General features: G+C 73.9%; 19 protein-coding genes. 7 read left to right on the top strand and 12 right to left on the bottom strand.

From position 1 onward, the window contains the following. Positions 1–15: 15 nt before the first annotated feature. On the top strand, positions 16–1,173 hold the full coding sequence (locus tag FHR78_RS12745) for a hypothetical protein (protein WP_166760925.1): 1,158 nt from the start codon (positions 16–18) through the stop codon (positions 1,171–1,173). Between the two features lie 99 nt (positions 1,174–1,272). On the opposite strand, the gene FHR78_RS12740 is transcribed toward FHR78_RS12745, so the two are convergent. Further along, positions 1,273–1,770, bottom strand: coding sequence for a general stress protein (locus FHR78_RS12740; protein WP_166760924.1), 498 nt, complete (start codon positions 1,768–1,770; stop codon positions 1,273–1,275). Positions 1,771–1,862: 92 nt separating this feature from the next. Between FHR78_RS12740 and FHR78_RS12735 the strand changes: the two genes are divergently transcribed. From FHR78_RS12735 to FHR78_RS12725, 3 genes are read left to right on the top strand one after another with little or no spacing between them, the layout of a single operon-like run. Next, positions 1,863–3,194 (top strand): magnesium transporter MgtE N-terminal domain-containing protein, encoded by a 1,332-nt coding sequence (locus FHR78_RS12735; protein WP_166760923.1) that lies wholly within the window; start codon positions 1,863–1,865, stop codon positions 3,192–3,194. Continuing rightward, positions 3,181–3,762 (top strand): DUF1003 domain-containing protein, encoded by a 582-nt coding sequence (locus FHR78_RS12730; RefSeq protein ID WP_166760922.1) that lies wholly within the window; start codon positions 3,181–3,183, stop codon positions 3,760–3,762. The genes FHR78_RS12735 and FHR78_RS12730 overlap by 14 nt, the downstream gene beginning before the upstream one ends. Continuing rightward, positions 3,755–4,939 carry an Mrp/NBP35 family ATP-binding protein gene (locus FHR78_RS12725; RefSeq protein ID WP_432207157.1) on the top strand — a complete coding sequence of 395 codons (1,185 nt, stop codon included), beginning with the start codon at positions 3,755–3,757 and terminating at the stop codon, positions 4,937–4,939. Before FHR78_RS12730 ends, FHR78_RS12725 begins: the two co-directional genes overlap by 8 nt. Before the next feature lie 202 nt (positions 4,940–5,141). Here the strand turns inward: FHR78_RS12725 and FHR78_RS15460 are convergent, their stop codons facing one another. After that, entirely contained in the window at positions 5,142–5,264 is a 123-nt protein-coding gene (locus FHR78_RS15460; protein ID WP_279589987.1) for a hypothetical protein, read from the bottom strand. 243 nt (positions 5,265–5,507) lie between these two features. On the opposite strand from FHR78_RS15460, the gene FHR78_RS12720 reads away from it, so the two are divergent. Continuing rightward, positions 5,508–6,422 carry a LysR family transcriptional regulator gene (locus FHR78_RS12720; RefSeq protein WP_146904213.1) on the top strand — a complete coding sequence of 305 codons (915 nt, stop codon included), beginning with the start codon at positions 5,508–5,510 and terminating at the stop codon, positions 6,420–6,422. 65 nt (positions 6,423–6,487) lie between these two features. Here the strand turns inward: FHR78_RS12720 and FHR78_RS12715 are convergent, their stop codons facing one another. Next, on the bottom strand, positions 6,488–6,889 hold the full coding sequence (locus tag FHR78_RS12715; protein ID WP_166761163.1) for a Sec-independent protein translocase TatB: 402 nt from the start codon (positions 6,887–6,889) through the stop codon (positions 6,488–6,490). A gap of 68 nt (positions 6,890–6,957) precedes the next feature. On the opposite strand from FHR78_RS12715, the gene FHR78_RS12710 reads away from it, so the two are divergent. Continuing rightward, positions 6,958–7,584 carry a class I SAM-dependent methyltransferase gene (locus FHR78_RS12710; protein WP_166760921.1) on the top strand — a complete coding sequence of 209 codons (627 nt, stop codon included), beginning with the start codon at positions 6,958–6,960 and terminating at the stop codon, positions 7,582–7,584. A 110-nt stretch (positions 7,585–7,694) separates the two neighbouring features. Here the strand turns inward: FHR78_RS12710 and FHR78_RS12705 are convergent, their stop codons facing one another. The 3 genes from FHR78_RS12705 to dapE form a co-directional block, all read right to left on the bottom strand. After that, entirely contained in the window at positions 7,695–7,865 is a 171-nt protein-coding gene (locus tag FHR78_RS12705; RefSeq protein ID WP_123548132.1) for a DUF3117 domain-containing protein, read from the bottom strand. An 84-nt stretch (positions 7,866–7,949) separates the two neighbouring features. Continuing rightward, positions 7,950–9,251 carry a hypothetical protein gene (locus FHR78_RS12700; protein WP_347878198.1) on the bottom strand — a complete coding sequence of 434 codons (1,302 nt, stop codon included), beginning with the start codon at positions 9,249–9,251 and terminating at the stop codon, positions 7,950–7,952. Further along, a complete protein-coding gene (gene dapE, locus FHR78_RS12695; protein WP_166760920.1) occupies positions 9,236–10,312 on the bottom strand; it encodes a succinyl-diaminopimelate desuccinylase in 1,077 nt (358 codons plus the stop codon). Before dapE ends, FHR78_RS12700 begins: the two co-directional genes overlap by 16 nt. 71 nt (positions 10,313–10,383) lie before the next feature. Between dapE and dapD the strand changes: the two genes are divergently transcribed. After that, positions 10,384–11,352, top strand: coding sequence for a 2,3,4,5-tetrahydropyridine-2,6-dicarboxylate N-succinyltransferase (dapD, locus tag FHR78_RS12690; protein WP_166760919.1), 969 nt, complete (start codon positions 10,384–10,386; stop codon positions 11,350–11,352). A 96-nt stretch (positions 11,353–11,448) separates the two neighbouring features. Here dapD and FHR78_RS12685 read toward each other — a convergent pair whose 3' ends face one another. From FHR78_RS12685 to FHR78_RS12660, 6 genes are all read right to left on the bottom strand, one after another. Next, positions 11,449–12,744 carry a citrate synthase gene (locus FHR78_RS12685; protein WP_166760918.1) on the bottom strand — a complete coding sequence of 432 codons (1,296 nt, stop codon included), beginning with the start codon at positions 12,742–12,744 and terminating at the stop codon, positions 11,449–11,451. 16 nt (positions 12,745–12,760) lie between these two features. Next, entirely contained in the window at positions 12,761–13,861 is a 1,101-nt protein-coding gene (dapC, locus tag FHR78_RS12680) for a succinyldiaminopimelate transaminase (protein WP_166760917.1), read from the bottom strand. 13 nt (positions 13,862–13,874) lie between these two features. After that, positions 13,875–14,195 carry a ferredoxin gene (gene fdxA / locus FHR78_RS12675; RefSeq protein ID WP_166760916.1) on the bottom strand — a complete coding sequence of 107 codons (321 nt, stop codon included), beginning with the start codon at positions 14,193–14,195 and terminating at the stop codon, positions 13,875–13,877. A 39-nt stretch (positions 14,196–14,234) separates the two neighbouring features. After that, positions 14,235–15,566, bottom strand: a complete 1,332-nt coding sequence (locus tag FHR78_RS12670; RefSeq protein WP_243862591.1) for a PIG-L family deacetylase — start codon at positions 15,564–15,566, stop codon at positions 14,235–14,237. A 77-nt stretch (positions 15,567–15,643) separates the two neighbouring features. Further along, positions 15,644–16,015 (bottom strand): hypothetical protein, encoded by a 372-nt coding sequence (locus FHR78_RS12665; RefSeq protein WP_166760914.1) that lies wholly within the window; start codon positions 16,013–16,015, stop codon positions 15,644–15,646. Between the two features lie 3 nt (positions 16,016–16,018). Further along, positions 16,019–16,162 (bottom strand): hypothetical protein, encoded by a 144-nt coding sequence (locus tag FHR78_RS12660; protein WP_166760913.1) that lies wholly within the window; start codon positions 16,160–16,162, stop codon positions 16,019–16,021. Positions 16,163–16,287: the final 125 nt, after the last annotated feature.

Below are 16,287 nucleotides of genomic sequence, written 5' to 3'. Positions count from 1 at the left end.
TCCTACGCTCGCCCCATGGACCGGGGGACGAGGGCCGTGCGGACGACGACGACAGGCGTGGCCGTCGTGCTGGTCGGCCTCGTGGCGGCCGGGTGCGCCGCGCCGGGCACGGCACCGCCGCGGCCCGTGGCCGTCGTGGTGAGCGGGGCGCCCGACTGCACGACGAGCACCGACGCGTGGCTCGTGCCCGAGGCGGGCGCCGAGCCGACCGCTCCCCCGCCGCCGGAGGCCGGCTCGGTGCCCGACGACTTCGAGCCCGTCTCGGCCGTGCGCTGCGACGGGACGACCGACACCGTCGACGACGCCGAGGGCCGGTGGAGCGCCCGCCTCGAGACGACCTGGACCGACGACCTCGCCCCGCTGCTCGCCGCCCTCGCCGTGCCGGACGAGACCAGCTCCGGCATCGTCGCGTGCACCGCCGACATGGAGCTCGTGCCCGATCTCTGGCTCGCCGACGCCGCCGGGCGGTCGCTCCGCGTCGCCTGGCCGCGGGACGTCTGCGGCAAGACCCTGCCGGGCACGCAGGAGGCGCTCGGCTCCCTGTCCGTCGCCTCGGAGCGGCTGGTCAAGGTCTCGCTCGCCGAGACCCGTGCCGCGCTCGACGCCGGCTGCGCGACCCGGGCGTCGCTGCCGTGGGCGCTGAAGGCGGGCATCGTCACCGACCTCGTCGTGCCCGACGACGGCGTGTCCGACGACGGCCTGTCCGGCTCGGGAGGCGGGACGACGACGGGGCCGGCCGTCCCCGCCCCGCCGCTCGCGCCTCCTCTGCTGCCCGACCCCGGCGCGCTCGACCGCGCGTGCGTCTACGCCGTCGACCCGCCGGCGGAGCCTGCGGCCGGATCGTCGGCGCCCGAGGCCGAGGGCGAGGGCGTCGCCGGGGGCAGCGCGGCCGCGGCGAGCCCGCCGGGCGGCACGTTCGTCCGCGTCGTGGAGCTGCCCGACGGGCTGGGCGCCCGGCTCGTGACCGCCGCCGCGACGCCGTCGACGCCCGAGCTCGAGGCGTGCGGCACGGCGGCGGCGGCCTTCGTGACGTTCCCGGACACGGCGCCGGGCGCGACCGTGACGAGCGACCCGCGCCTCACGGCCGAGCTGGACGGCTGCGGCCGCCTGCTGACGAGCGACGGAGGCGCGAGGCCGTTCCCGGAGGAGCTGGCGGCGCCCCTGCGCGGCTGACGGACGGCGCGACGTGGATGGCACGCCGCCCGACCGGGCCCCCTCGACGGCTCCGGCTGCGGCCCCGGCTCCGGCTGCGGCTCCGGCTCCGGCTCCGGCTCAGCGTGAGGCGGGCGGCGCGGCCAGGATCTGCTGTGCCCGGAGGGTCAGCTCGGGGTCGACGACGATCTGGTAGCTGCGGGCGAGCACCTGGTGGGTCGAGGTGAAGTCGCGGCGGCGCCTGCTGATCGCGAAGCTGGCGAGGCCGTAGAGCATGCCGAAGCCCGCCCCGATCAGCGCCGCGGCGACGAGGGTGGCGACGGAGGCGGTGTCGGGCGAGAAGAGCAGCATGACGGCTCCCACGAAGACGCCGATCCAGAGACCCGTGACCGCGCCGGCGAGGGCCGCGCGCCCGTAGGTGAGGCGGCCGGTGACGCGCTCGACCGTGGTGAGCTCGTTGCCGATGATCGCGAGCTGCCTGATCGGGAACTCGGCGTGCGACAGCCGCTCGACGACGGCCTGGGCCTCGGGGTAGCTGGCGTAGGTGCCGAGGACGTCGCCCCGGGGCAGCGTCGGGACGGCAGGCGCTCGGCGGCCCCAGGGGCTCGGGTTCGTCATGGACGAATTGAAGCACGTCGGGCCCGGGAGCAGCAGGGGAGGCGCCGCGATCGGGGCGCGGCACGGCGGAGGGGAGCGACTACCTTGGTGGGGTGAGCGCCACCAGAGTCTTCGTCGCCCGTCTCGCCGGGTGCTCCGTCTTCGACCCCGCGGGCGACCGGGTGGGCAAGGTCCGCGACGTGCTCGTCGTCTACCGCCGCTCCGACCCGCCCCGCGTCGTGGGCCTCATCGTCGAGGTGCCGGGAAAGCGCCGCGTCTTCGTCGGCATCGGCCGCGTCACGAGCATCGGCTCGGGGCAGATCATCACGAGCGGCACGATCACGCTGCGCCGCTTCGAGCAGCGCGGCGGCGAGACGCGGGTCATCGCCGAGCTGCTCGGCCGCCGGGTGTCGCTGCGCCGCGACGGCGGCCGCGCCGTCATCGAGGACGTCGCGATCGACGAGGTCAGCGAGGGCGACTGGGAGATCGGGCAGCTGTTCCTGCGGCGGCCCAAGACCACGCCGTCGCCGTTCGGCAAGGGCCCGACCGCCTTCACCACCTGGGACGAGGTGACCGAGGAGAACGAGCCCGGCGAGGCGCAGAGCGCCGAGCACCTGATCGCCGCGTACTCCGACCTGGTGCCCGCCGACCTCGCGAACACCCTGCTCGACCTCACGCCCGAGCGCCGGCTCGAGGTGGCGTCCGAGCTGTCGGACGACCGACTCGCCGACGTGCTCGAGGAGCTCCCGGAGGACGAGCAGGTCGAGATCTTCTCGCAGCTCGACGACCAGCGCGCGGCCGGCGTGCTCGACCAGATGCAGCCCGACGACGCCGCCGACCTCATGTCGCAGCTCGGCGACGAGCGCAAGGAGCAGCTGCTGCAGCTGATGGAGCCGGAGGAGGCCGACGACGTGCGCATGCTGCTGAGCTACGACGCCGACACCGCCGGCGGGCTCATGACGACCGAGCCCGTGATCGTATCGGCCGACGCGACCGTGGCCGAGGGCCTCGCCCTCATCCGCCGGCACGAGCTCGCGCCCGCGCTCGGCGCCGCGGTCTGCGTGACGCTGCCGCCCTACGAGCCCCCGACCGGGCGGTTCCTCGGCATGGTGCACTTCCAGCGCATGCTCCGCTACCCGCCGAACGAGCGCCTGGGCACGCTGCTCGACCAGCAGCTCGAGCCCGTGCGCGTCGACGCCACGGCCCTCGAGGTGACCCGGGTGATGGCGACGTACAACCTCGTCAGCGTGCCCGTCGTCGACGCCGCCCACCGCCTCGTCGGGGTGGTGACCATCGACGACGTCCTCGACCACGTGCTGCCCGACGACTGGCGCAGCCACGACCAGGACAGGCCCCTGAGCCGCTCCCGGTCGCGCGCGCGGCGTGCGCCCACGACCCCGACCACACCCACGACCCCGAGGAGGACCGCCGGTGGCACGCGATAACCGGAGCACCGTCCGACTCGACTCCCCCAAGGGCCTGCGCACGCGCGTCCTGCCCGGCCGCGGACGCGGCCGGGGCAGCCGCGACCGGTTCGGCCGCGCGACCGAGGCGATCGCCCGCGCCATGGGCACGCCGCAGTTCCTGCTCGCCCTCACGGCCTTCTGCCTGCTCTGGATGGGCTACAACGTCACCGCCCCCGAAGAGTGGCGGTTCGACAGCGCGGCCATCGGCTTCACGGCGTTGACGCTCATCCTGTCGCTGCAGGCGTCCTACGCCGCCCCGCTGATCCTGCTGGCGCAGAACCGGCAGGACGACCGCGACCGCGTGCAGTTCGAACAGGACCGCCAGCGCGCCGAGCGCAATCTCGCCGACACCGAGTACCTCGCCCGCGAGGTCGTCGCCCTGCGCATCGCGATCCGCGACATGGCCAGCAAGGACTTCATCCGCGCCGAGCTGCGGGCCCTGCTCGACGAGCTCGACCGGCGCGACGACGAGGCCGGGAGCGGGTCCGCGACGGCGACGGGCGCCGCGGCCTCGGCCGACCCGAGCGGCGACGGTCGTCGTGGCTGACGGCGGTCCCGGGGGCGCGGCCGGCGCCTCCTCGGCCCTGACGCCCGCCGACCAGGTGCGTCGGGCGCTCGCGTCGGTGCTCGACCCCGAGATCCGCCGTCCCGTCACCGAGCTCGACATGATCGGCGACGTCACGGTCGACGCCGCGGGCGCCGCCTCCGTGTCGGTCAAGCTGACCATCGTCGGCTGCCCGGCCGCCGACACCATCGAGCGCGACGTGCGCGCCGCGACGGCCTCGGTCGCCGGCGTCACCGCGGTCGACGTCGACGTCACGGTGATGACCCTGGAGGAGCGGCGCGCGCTCACCGAGAAGCTGCGGGCCGGCCGGGGGGCGCGCGTGCAGCAGTTCGGCCCCGACTCGCTGACGCGGGTGATCGCCGTGACGAGCGGCAAGGGAGGCGTGGGCAAGTCGACCGTGACGGCCAACCTGGCCGTGTCGCTGGCCGCGCGGGGCCTGTCGGTCGGCATCGTCGACGCCGACGTCTACGGCTTCAGCATCCCCGGGCTGCTCGGCCTCGTCGGCCCCGACGGCGCGGCCGTGAAGCCGACCCAGGTCGACGACATGATCCTGCCGCCCGTCGCCCACGGCGTGAAGGTGATCTCCATCGGCATGTTCGTCGACGACACGTCGACCGCCGTCGCCTGGCGCGGACCGATGCTGCACCGCACCATCCAGCAGTTCCTCACCGACGTGTTCTTCGGCGACCTCGACGTGCTGCTGCTCGACCTGCCGCCGGGCACCGGCGACGTCGCCATCTCGGTCGGCCAGCTGCTGCCCCACGCCGAGGTGCTCGTCGTGACGACCCCGCAGCCCGCGGCCGCCGACGTCGCCGAGCGCAGCGGCGTCGTGGCGCGCCAGACCGGCCAGCGCCTGCTCGGCGTGGTCGAGAACATGGCGGGGCTCGCGCAGCCCGACGGCAGCGTCCTCGAGCTCTTCGGCTCGGGCGGCGGCGCCGAGACCGCTCGTCGCCTCTCGGCCGGGCAGGCCGAGCCCGTGCCGCTGCTCGCGAGCGTGCCGCTCAGCCTCGGGCTGCGCGAGGGCGGCGACCGGGGCGCGCCCGTCGTCGTGACGTCGCCGGACGACCCTGCCGCCCGGGTCGTCGACGCCCTGGCCGGCACGCTGGCCGTGCGGCCGCGCAGCCTCGTCGGGCGCAAGCTCGGGCTCAGCGTCAGCTGAGCGCGGCGGTCCGCGTCTGAGACCGTACCCGCCCCTGCCCCGGGCACACGAGAGGCCCCCGTGCCGAGCACGGGGGCCTCTCGAGTGCCTCGCTCGATCGCCTCGCGCAGGCGGTCGCGCTCAGGAGGAGACGCGACCGGCCTGCCTGGACGTCATCGGTTCCAGCACGGACCGACGACGCCGGGAGGCGCCGAGGAGCCGGCTAGGACCAGCGGGTGAAGGTGCGGGTCGGGATGGCGCGGTAGCCGTCTCGGGCGACCGAGATGACGGAGCCGACGATGCCGACGCTCGCCGCGGCGGCCAGGACGATGATTCCGATGAACATGTTCTTCTCTTTGTCTGCGCTGTCGCGCGGTGTGGGCAGGCCGATCGACCGCCTCCTCGACCGGGCCGTGCAGGGCACGGCGACAGGTCTCGGAGGCGGTCGGTCAGCCTCGTTGCGGACGCTCGGGACCAGGTCGACCGAGCGGAGAGGGCATGGGGTCCCTCTGATGACAAGGTCAATCATGCTCCGTGGAACAACGAAGCACAACCATGCATAACTACCGTGACACCGTAGAATGGCTACATGGACGTCAAGCGACTCGAACTGCTGCGCGAGCTGGCCGAGCGGGGCAGCATCGCCGCCGTGGCGAAGGCCACCCACCGCACCCCCTCCGCCGTCTCGCAGCAGCTCAAGGTGCTCGAGCGGGAGGCCGGGGTGGCGCTCACCGAGCGCGTCGGGCGCGGCGTGGTGCTCACCGGCTCGGGGCGGGTGCTCGCCCAGACCGCCACCGACGTCGCGGTGGCCCTCGAGCGCGCCCAGGCCGTCTGGGCCGACTTCGTGGCCACGCCCCAGGGCGAGGTCACCCTCGCGACGTTCCCGACCGGCGGCCAGATGCTGCTGCCCGGGCTGCTGCGCACGATCGCCGAGACGCCGGGGCTCACCGTCGTGGCCACCGACCACGACCCGTCGATCCTCGAGTTCGCCGACCTGGCGGCCGACCACGACGTCGTCGTCGCCCACTCCCCCGACGGCCGTGCCTGGCGCGGCCGCGGACTCGTCACGGTGCCCCTCCTGACGGAGCCGCTCGACGTCGCCCTGCCCGCGGACCACCGGCTGGCCGGCCGGGCCTCCCTGTCGCCCGGCGACCTCGAGGGCGAGACCTGGATCGGGGTGCCCACCGACTTCCCGTTCGAGTGGGTCTACCGCGAGATCGAGCGGGTGACGGGCAGTCCCGTGCGCGTCGCCCAGCGGTTCAGCGACACGAAGGTCACGGAGTCGCTCGTGGGGGCCGGCCTCGGGATCGCGGTGCTGCCGCGGTTCACCGCCAAGGAGGCGCGGGACGACATGGTGCTGCTGCCTCTCGAGAGCATCCGCGCCGTCCGCTACGTCTCGGTGCTGATGCGCCGCGACCGTGCCGAGCGCCCCTCGGTGCGCCGCGTCGTCGACGCGCTGCGGGCCGAGGCCTCACGGGTGGCCGCGCTGCACGGCGGGGTGTGACGGGACGGACGCCGAGGCCCGGCGGAGACAGGACGACCAGGGTCGGCCAGGTCGCCCAGGGTCGCCTAGGTCGCCTCGGAGTCCCACGGGGGCACCTCGCCGACGGCGAGGGGCACGGGAGCCGGTCGCGGCCCGCCGCCCGGCAGGCCGACGGACACCGCCGCTGCCGTCGCCGGCGCCATGGCCCCGGACACGGGCTTGGTGGTCGCCGCGGGGGCGTCGAGCAGGGCGTCGCGGATGATGCGCCGCGGGTCGTACTGGCGCGGGTCGAGCTTCTGCCACTCGACCTCGTCGAACTCGGGGCCCATCTCGTCGCGCATGCGGGCCTTCGCGCCGTTCGCCAGGTCGCGCAGGCTGCGGACCAGCTGCGCGAGCTTCGCGGCGTAGCCGGGCAGGCGCTCGGGACCGAGCAGGAACACGGCGAGCACGCCGATCACCAGCAACTTGTCGAACGTCAGACCGAACAGGGACACGCACGCAGACTAACGGCTGCCCCCGACAGGCAGCCCCTAGACTCGGCCACCGAGGAGTGAGTGTGTCGCAGATTGAGTCGAGCTGGAAGTTCGCGGAAGAACTCGTGACGGAGAGCGGACCGGTGGCCGAGGCTCGGCAGCACTCCCTCGAGGTCGGGGTCGAGGCCGTCTCCCCTGCCGTGGGCGCCCAGCTCGCGGTCGCCACCGCCTCCTCCCGGGCCCGCAGCGTCATCGAGATCGGCACCGGCGTGGGCGTCAGCGGCCTCTGGTTGATGACCGGCGCGCCCGACGCGACCCTCACCTCCATCGACCGCGAGATCGAGCACCAGCAGGCCGCCCGCGAGGCCTACCTGCGCGGCGGCGTGCCGGCCGCCCGGGTGCGCCTCATCACGGGCCGCGCCGCCGACGTGCTGCCGCGCATGAACGAGTCCAGCTACGACGTCGTCTTCGTCGACGCCGACCCCGGCTCCGTCATCGAGTACGTCGAGCACGGGCTCCGCATGGCCCGGCCCGGCGGGCTGGTGCTCGTCGCCCACGCGCTCTGGCACGGCTCGGTCGCGAACCCGGCCCGGCGCGACGCCACGACGACCGGGTTCCGCACCCTGCTCACCGAGGTCTCGACCTCGCCCGCCGTGATCAGCTCGCTGTCGACCGCGGGCGACGGTCTGCTGCAGCTCGTCAAGCGCTGAGCCGCCCCGCCCCGCGCCTCCCCAGTTCCGGGCCCGCTGCCCCCGGACGCGCCGACGCCCCGGCGACCAGGTGGCCGACGGGGCATCGAGGGTGATGCAGGAGGTCGTGCCTAGTCGCCGACCACGTTCGCCAGGGCGTCGTGCAGCTCTCGGGCTTCGTCGTCGTTGACCGACACCACGAGGCGACCGCCACCCTCGAGCGGAACGCGCACGATGATGAGGCGGCCCTCCTTCACGGCCTCCATAGGCCCGTCGCCGGTCCTCGGCTTCATGGCTGCCATCAGATAGTCCCCTTTCGCGAAGATTCGACTCCATTATCCGTGATGCAGCCGCAGGGACCTAAACGCGAGCAGGCGTCACGCCCGTCACGGCGGCGTCCAGTCGTACCCGTCCACCCACCAGCACCAGTCGATCCACAGCCACTGGCCCGCCACGAAGAGCAGCACGAGCGCCACCCGGTACACCCGCGAGCGGGGCAGAGCGAGCACCCCCAACAGCGGGAACAACGGCATCAACAGGCGCCAGGTGCTCGACTGGGGGAAGAACACGGCGAGCAGGTAGAGCGCGTAGGCGAGGCTCCACAGGCGCAGGTCGAGGCCGATCCGGCGGCCCCACGGTCCGAAGAGCAGCACCCCGAAGGCGATCAGCGAGATCACCAGCAGAGCCACCCCCCGACCACCCGGGAACCACCAGTTCGCACCCTCGATCCAGGGCGTGAACGGCACCAGGGGCCCGTAGCCGATGTAGGCCGACCGCCAGGCCAGCTCGGTCTCGGTGTAGGCGTCGAGCCTGCCCGTGACGAGCCCGGCGACGAGCAGCCAGCCCAGGCCGGCCACGGCGGTCGCGACCGTCGCCGCCCCGGCGGCCGCCAGCTCGCGCCCCGGGAACGGGTCGTCCCGCCGCCGCCACCAGCGGTGGACGACGTGCAGGCCGAGCGCGAAGGCCAGCGGGAGCGCCCCCGGTCGCGTGAACGACAGGACGAGCACGACGGGCAGCATCGCGACGTAGCGCCTCCGCACCATCAGCAGCAGCGCGGCGCAGAGCAGGAACAGGAACATCGACTCCGCGTAGGCCACCTGCAGCAGCGGCGACAGCGGCGAGGCGCAGAACAGCACCACGCCGAACAGGGCCGTGCCGTCGGGCAGCACGTGGCGCAGCAGACGGTGGAACAGCAGCGCCGTGCCGGCCGCGAACGCGGTCGACACGACGACCGCCAGGGCCGCGAAGGAGGCGCCGGTCAGCTCCATGAGACCGCGCACGAGCAACGGGTAGGCCGGCATAAACGCCCACGCGTTCTCGGCCACGTGCCCGGTCTCGGTGAGCGGCAGGGTCGACGGGTAGCCGACCGCGGCGATGATGTAGTACCAGTGGCCGTCCCAGATGCTCGCGAAGCTGGCGTAGTCCGGCCGGGCGAGCGTCCACGCGTTGGCGCCCTGGCGCTCGGCGAAGCTGAGCAGCAGGGCCGTGCTGACGACTCGGGACACGACGAACACCGCGAGCACGCGGGCCCACCAGGGCAGCAGGCGCCAGCGCACGGTCAGCCGACGCAGCGCCCGCCTGCCCGAGCCCGAGCCGGCGGCCCGGGCACTTCCGCGCCCCGACGAGCCGTGCGTCCGCTCCCGGGTCGGCGGCGCGGCGGTCGGCTGCCTGGTCAGGCCGTCAGCCACGCCCGCAGTCCGCGCTCGTTGTCGAGGATCTGCTGCACGGGCACGCGCTCGTCGTCGTGGTGGGCGAGCAGGGGGTCGCCGGGGCCGTAGTTGACGGCGGGCACGCCGAGCTCGGAGAAGCGCGCGACGTCGGTCCAGCCGTACTTCGGCTTCGCCTCGCCGCCGACCGCCTCGAGGAACTGCCGCGCGAGCGGGGCGTCGAGGCCGGGCCGCGCGCCGGGCGCCAGGTCGACGATCGTCACGTCGAAGCCGTCGAAGAGCTCGCGGACGTGCGCGACGGCCTCGTCGGCGCTGCGGCTCGGGGCGAAGCGGTAGTTGACGTGCACCATGCACTCATCGGGCACGACGTTGCCGGCGACGCCGCCGGTGATGCCGACGGCGTTGAGCCCCTCGCGGTAGACGAGCCCGTCGACCTCGACCTCGCGGGCCTGGTAGGCCGCCAGCACGTCGAGGATCGGCGCGGCCGCGTGGATCGCGTTCGAGCCGACCCACGACCGGGCGCTGTGCGAGCGCGTGCCGAAGGTGCGGACCTCGGCGCGGAGGTTGCCGTTGCAGCCGCCCTCGACCTCGCTGCGCGTCGGCTCGCCCAGGATGGCGAAGTCGGCCTCGAGGAGGTGCGGGTGCAGCCGGGCGAGCCGGCCCAGCCCGTTGAGGGCGTCCGACACCTCTTCGTGGTCGTACCAGACCCACGTCACGTCGACCACGGGGTTGGTCAGCTCGACGGCGAGTCGGAGGTGGACGGCGCTGCCGGCCTTCATGTCGACGGTGCCGCGGCCCCACAGCCACTCGACGCCGTCGTCGTCGGTCTCGTACCGCGTCGGCAGGTTGTCGTTGAGCGGCACGGTGTCGACGTGCCCGGCGATGACGACCCGCTTCTCGCGACCGAGCTCGGTGCGCGCGACGATCGCGTCGCCGTCACGGAAGAGGACGAGGTGGTCGTGCCCCTCGAGCGTCTGCCAGATCGCGTCGGCCACCGCCTGCTCGTTCCCGGAGACGGACTCGACGTCGCAGAGCTGGCGGGTGACGTCGACGGCGGACACGCTCAGGTCGAAGGACGGCATGGACCCGAGTGTAGGGCCGGTGCCCGGCAGGTCGCCGGGCGGCGTCCGCGGTCCGCCCTACGATCGAGGGCATGACCTCGGACACCCCCGCCGCCACCCACGCCCACGGGTACGGGCTCGCCACCGTCGCCAGCGACGGCAGCACGCTCGACACCTGGTTCCCCGCGCCGTCGCTCGGCCGCCTGCCCGCGGACCGCGACCCGGCCCTCGTGCCGGCCGAGATCGCCGACGCCGCCGGGCCCGACGAGCGCCGCGGCGTGGACCTCGTGCCCGTGACCGTCGAGATCGAGCTGGGCGCGCCTCCGGCGTCCACCCCCGACGCGTACCTGCGGCTGCACCTGCTGAGCCACCTGCTCGTCGCGCCGAACACCATCGAGCTCGACGGCGTCTTCGGGCACCTGCCCATCGTCGTGTGGACCAACGCGGGCCCCGTGCACCCCGACGACTTCACGCGGCTGCGACCGTCGCTGCAGCGGGCCGGCATCGCCACCACGGGCATCGACAAGTTCCCGCGGATGCTCGACTACGTCACGCCCGACCGCGTCCGCATCGCCGACGCCTCGCGCGTGCGCCTCGGGGCCCACCTCTCCCCCGGCACCACCGTCATGCACGAGGGCTTCGTCAACTTCAACGCGGGCACCCTGGGCGCGTCGATGGTCGAGGGCCGCGTCTCGCAGGGCGTCGTCGTCGGCGACGGGTCGGACATCGGAGGCGGCGCCTCCATCATGGGCACGCTCTCGGGCGGCGGCACCCAGCGCATCACCATCGGCGAGCGCGCCCTGCTCGGCGCGAACGCCGGCATCGGCATCGCCATCGGCGACGACACCGTCGTCGAGGCCGGCCTCTACGTCACGGCCGGCACCAAGGTCGTCGTCGTGGGCGGCACGCCGACGAACGACGGCAAGCAGCAGACCGTCAAGGCCGTCGAGCTCTCGGGCCGGCCGGGGCTGCTGTTCCGCCGCAACTCGGTCACGGGCGCCGTCGAGGTGCTGCCCCGCAAGGGCCACGGCATCACGCTGAACTCGCAGCTGCACGCGTAGCTGCGGTCGCACGACGGGCGAGTCCGTCGTCTCCGGGTCGTCATGGACGCCCGGTCACGACGGACTCGCCCGTCTCGGTGCGGCGGGCCGGGCGCGTCAGCGCTGCGGCCAGTCGCGCTGGGCCTCGCCCAGGTACAGCTGCTGCGGGCGGCCGATCTTGGTCGCCGGATCCTGGTTCATCTCGCGCCAGTGGGCGATCCAGCCGGGCAGGCGGCCGATGGCGAAGAGCACGGTGAACATGCGGGGCGGGAACCCCATCGCCTTGTAGATGACGCCGGTGTAGAAGTCGACGTTCGGGTAGAGCTTGCGCTCGACGAAGTAGTCGTCGGCGAGGGCGATGTCCTCGAGCTCCATGGCGATGTCGAGCAGGTCGTCCTTGACGCCGAGGGCGGCGAGCACCTCGGTGGCGCTCTCCTTCACGAGCCGGGCCCGGGGGTCGAAGTTCTTGTAGACCCGGTGGCCGAAGCCCATGAGCTTGACCCCCTCCTCCTTGTTCTTCACCCGCTCGACGAAGCGCTCGACGCCCTGGCCGCTGGCCTTGATGTCGGCGAGCATCGTCAGCACGGCCTCGTTGGCGCCGCCGTGCAGCGGGCCGTAGAGGGCGCTGATGCCGGCCGAGATCGACGAGAACATGTTGGCCTGCGTCGAGCCGACGAGGCGGACGGTCGAGGTCGACGCGTTCTGCTCGTGGTCCTCGTGCAGGATGAGGAGGCGCTCGAGCGCCTTCGAGAGGACCGGGTTCACCTCGTACGGCTCGGCCATCGTGCCGAAGTTCAGCTTCAGGAAGTTGTCGACGAAGCTGAGCGAGTTGTCGGGGTAGAGGAACGCCTGGCCGAGGCTCTTCTTGTGCGCGTACGCCGCGATGACCGGCAGCTTGGCCAGCAGGCGGATCGTCTGCAGCTCGACCTGGGCCGGGTCGCTGACGCTCATCGAGCCCTCGTAGAAGGTGCCCAGCGCGCCCACGGCGCTCGAGAGCACCGACATGGGGTGCGCGTTGTGCGGCAGGGCGTCGAAGAACCGGCGCAGGTCTTCGTGCAGCAGGGTGTGGCGGCGGATGCGGGCGTCGAAGTCGGCGAGCTCGTCGGCGGTCGGCAGCTCGCCGTAGATGAGCAGCCACGCGGTCTCGAGGTACGTCGAGTTCTCGGCGACCTGCTCGATCGGGTACCCGCGATAGCGGAGGATGCCCTCGTCGCCGTCGATGTAGGTGATCGTCGAGCGGGTCGCGGAGGTGTTGACGAACCCGGTGTCGAGGGTCGTGTACCCGGTCTGCTTGGTGAAGCTCGAGATGTCGATCGACGACGCACCCTGGGTGCTCGGCACGATCGGGAACTCGGCTGTTCCCCCCGGGAACTGCAGCGTGGCCTTCTGGGCGTCTTTGGCAGGATCAGTCACCCTGTCACCCTAGCGGTCAGCCCTGGAGGCGCTCCACGGCGGCGGCGATCCGCTCGTCGGTCGTCGTCAGGGCCACGCGCACGTGGCGGCCCCCGTCGACGCCGTAGAAGCTGCCCGGGGCGACGAGCACCCCGCGCTCGGCGAGCCGGTCGACGCTGGCCCAGCAGTCTTCGTCGCGGGTCGCCCAGAGGTAGAGGCCGGCCTCGCTGCGGTCGATGCGGAAGCCCGCCGCCTCGAGGGCCGGCGCGAGGGCGGCCCGACGCGCCCGGTAACGCTCCTTCTGCACGGCGACGTGCGCCTCGTCGGCCAGGGCGGCGCGCATGGCCTCCTGCACGGGCGCGGGCGGCATGAGGCCGGCGTGCTTGCGCACGGCGAGCAGCTGCGCGACGACGTGGTCGCAGCCGGCGACGAAGCCGGCGCGGTAGCCGGCCAGGTTCGACTGCTTGCTCAACGAGTAGACGCTGACGACGCCGCGCAGGTCGTCGCCGACGACGCGCGGGTCGAGGATGCAGGGGGTCGGCCGGTCGGCCCACTCGCCCTCCCAGCCGAGCTCGGCGTAGCACTCGTCGCCCGCGACCACGGCCCCGAGCTCGCGGCCCCGCTCGACGACGGCGCGCAGCTGCTCGTGGTCGAGCACCGCCCCGTCGGGGTTGCCCGGGCTGTTCACCCAGATCAGGCGCGTCGACTCGGGCCACTCGGCGGGGTCGTCGCTCGCCAGCACGTCGGCGCCGACGAGGGCGGCGCCCAGGGCGTAGGTCGGGTACGCGGCGACCGGGTGCACGACCGTGTCGCCGGGGCCCAGACCGAGCCACAGCGCCATGCCGGCGATGAGTTCTTTCGAGCCGATGGTGGGCAGGACGTTGGCGTCCCCGAGGCCGGACACGCCCCTCCTGCGCTCGTACCACTCGGCGACGGCCGCCCGCAGCGCCGGGGTGCCGGCGACCTGGGGGTAGGAGTGGGCGTCGGTCGCGGCCGAGAGGGCCTGCGCGACGACGACGGGGGTCGGGTCGACCGGCGACCCGACCGAGAGGTCGACGATGCCGCCCTCGTGTCGACGGGCGACGGCGGCCGCCGCCGCGAGGGAGTCCCAGGGGAAGTCGGGCAGCGACAGCGCCACGGCGGGCCTGGCCCTACGCGCCCTGCGGGGGCAGGACCGAGATCACCGGGTGGTCCTTGGCGATGACGCCGACCTTGGCGGCGCCGCCGGGCGAGCCGATCTCGTCGAAGAACTCGACGTTGGCCTTGTAGTAGTCGGCCCACTTGTCGGGCAGGTCGTCCTCGTAGTAGATCGCCTCGACGGGGCAGACCGGCTCGCAGGCGCCGCAGTCGACGCATTCGTCGGGGTGGATGTAGAGCGAGCGTTCGCCCTCGTAGATGCAGTCGACGGGGCACTCGTCGATGCAGGCACGGTCTTTGACATCCACACAGGGCAGTGCGATCACGTACGTCACGTCTGGGGGGTTCCCTTCACGTCGGGCAGAGGGTCCAGCCTAGCGCGCCGTCGGCTGGGAGCCCGGCCGCACCGCGGACGGCCCCGCCGAGGAGGCGTCGGCCGGCCCGCCCTCGGAGCCGCCGCCCCGAGGCGGCAGGGTCGGCCAGGCGATCACGACCATGGCGATCAGCAGGGGCCCGAACGTCCACGCGTAGCCCGGGCCGTTCGCCGGGACGAGGGCGGAGCCGCCCGCCCCCGGCTGCGAGAGCAGCGCGGCGGCGCCGAGGAGGCCGAGGGCGGTGGCGACGGCGACGACGCGCGAGCCGAAGAGGAGGCGCATCCCGGCCAGCAGGGCGGCCGCCATCACCAGCGACAGCACGAGCCCCGACCAGAGCGGCGACCCCGCGACGGTGACGGTGCCCTGGTGCGCGACGGTGCCGAGCGCGCCGAACACGGCCCCGGCGACGAGCGCGAGCACGGTGGTCGCCACCCGGCCGCTCGTGCTCATGTCCGCGAACTCGGAGGCCCCGGCCGGGCCCGCCGCCCGGGGGTCGGGCTGGGGCACGAAGCGGAACGACTCGGTCGTGCCGACGGGGTGCACGGCGCCGTGGGGGTAGCGCACGCCGGCCCTGCCCTCGGGCAGGTCGACGACCTCGACCTGCGTGCGGTAGCGGCGCAGGGCGGCCAGGCGCCGGGCGGTCGAGGGCCGCACGTCGACGGTGCGGACGGTGTCGTCGGCGGCCAGCGCCTCGGCCTCGGCGCCTGTCGCCTGCTCGGCCCCGGCGACGATCGCGAAGAAGGGCACCTCGGCCAGGCGGGCGACCCGCACCGCGGCCCGGTTGGCCCGGACGTGGTCGGGGTGGTGGTAGCCGCCGTCCTCGTCGTAGCTGACGACCGCCGTCGGCCGCACCGACTCGACCACGGCCTGCAGGTCGGAGACGATCTCGCCGAACTCGGCGGCGCAGAAGGCCGCGCCGTGCAGGTCGGGCGTCGGCCCCGCGACCCCGTCGGATCGCCAGACCATGCCGCTGTCGCGGTACACGCGCGCCGGCAGGCCGGCCGTGCGGGCCTCGGGGTCGCCGAGGAACCGGTGGTCGCGGACGCCGAGGTCGCGCATCGCCTCGGCGATCTCGACCTCGCGGTGCGCGGCCAGGGCGGCCTCGTCGCCGCGCAGTCGCGCCAGGTCGTCGGGCATGACCTCGCCGAGCTCGCCGCGCGTGCAGGTGACGATGGTGACCTGGGCGCCGGCGTCGACGAGGGCCGCGATCGTGCCGCCCGTCGCGATGGTCTCGTCGTCCGGGTGCGCGTGCACGAAGAGGACCCGCTCCGCCCGCAGGGCTGAGGGGGCGTCCGGGCGGGGATCGGTCGAGGCGGGGCCGAAGTACGTCATCACCCGACAGGATATGCCGCCGCCCCGCGTGCTCGTGCCGTCGTCACGGCGACGGCGGCGCCGACGCCTGCGCCCGGCTAGAGCGGCGTGACGACGTAGGTGGCGACGACGGCGCCGTCGGACGCCTGGGTCGTCAGCGTGAGGAGCACACGGTACGTCGAGCCCGTGAACGTGCCGAGGGCGGTGTCGCCGTCCGTGTTCACCCCGCTCGCCGTGTAGCCCGCGCCCTCGAGCTGCGTCTGCGCCGTCGCGAAGTCGTCGAGGCTGCCGACGGTGAGCTGCGCCACCCAGCCGGTGCCCTCGGGCCCTGCTCCCCCGCCGCGGACCGTGCCGTCGAGCAGCGGCACCTCGGCCGGGAACGAGTCGGGCAGCGTGCCGTCGGTCGAGACGCTCGCGCCGCCGAGCACGTCGCCCACCGCCTCCTCGACGGTGCCGCGAACGCTCTCCACGCCCTAGTCGACCGCGCTGCCGACGATGTTGTCGACCATCGAGCCCTCGCCGCAGGCGGTCAGGCCCACGACGACGCCGCCCGCGAGCAGCAGGGCGGAGGCGGAGCGGACGAGACGGGCGCGAGGGGTTCGGATGAGCGTGGTCACGGCGACGACCGTAGCGGCCGACGCTGGACGCGACCGCCGAACGTGCGGCGTGTGCAGACGCGCCCACAGACCAGAGGAGGCGCCCCGCACGACTGCGGGGCGCCTCCTCGGTGACCTGGTGGGGT

The sequence above is a fragment of the Frigoribacterium faeni genome, assembly GCF_011761235.1.
Classification (GTDB): Bacteria; Actinomycetota; Actinomycetes; order Actinomycetales; family Microbacteriaceae; genus Frigoribacterium; species Frigoribacterium faeni_A.
Note: the sequence above shows the minus strand (reverse complement) of the source record. Positions and strands in the feature narration are given on the sequence as shown.

Excerpts from the sequence above, each read along its gene's own strand:
- FHR78_RS12745 (WP_166760925.1), top strand. The coding sequence starts at position 16 with ATGGACCGGGGGACGAGGGCCGTGCGGACGACGACGACAGGCGTGGCC.
- FHR78_RS12740 (WP_166760924.1), bottom strand. The coding sequence starts at position 1,770 with ATGACGAACCCGAGCCCCTGGGGCCGCCGAGCGCCTGCCGTCCCGACG.
- FHR78_RS15460 (WP_279589987.1), bottom strand. The coding sequence starts at position 5,264 with ATGTTCATCGGAATCATCGTCCTGGCCGCCGCGGCGAGCGTCGGCATC.
- FHR78_RS12720 (WP_146904213.1), top strand. The coding sequence starts at position 5,508 with ATGGACGTCAAGCGACTCGAACTGCTGCGCGAGCTGGCCGAGCGGGGC.
- FHR78_RS12705 (WP_123548132.1), bottom strand. The coding sequence starts at position 7,865 with ATGGCAGCCATGAAGCCGAGGACCGGCGACGGGCCTATGGAGGCCGTG.
- dapE (WP_166760920.1), bottom strand. The coding sequence starts at position 10,312 with ATGCCGTCCTTCGACCTGAGCGTGTCCGCCGTCGACGTCACCCGCCAG.
- dapD (WP_166760919.1), top strand. The coding sequence starts at position 10,384 with ATGACCTCGGACACCCCCGCCGCCACCCACGCCCACGGGTACGGGCTC.
- FHR78_RS12670 (WP_243862591.1), bottom strand. The coding sequence starts at position 15,566 with ATGACGTACTTCGGCCCCGCCTCGACCGATCCCCGCCCGGACGCCCCC.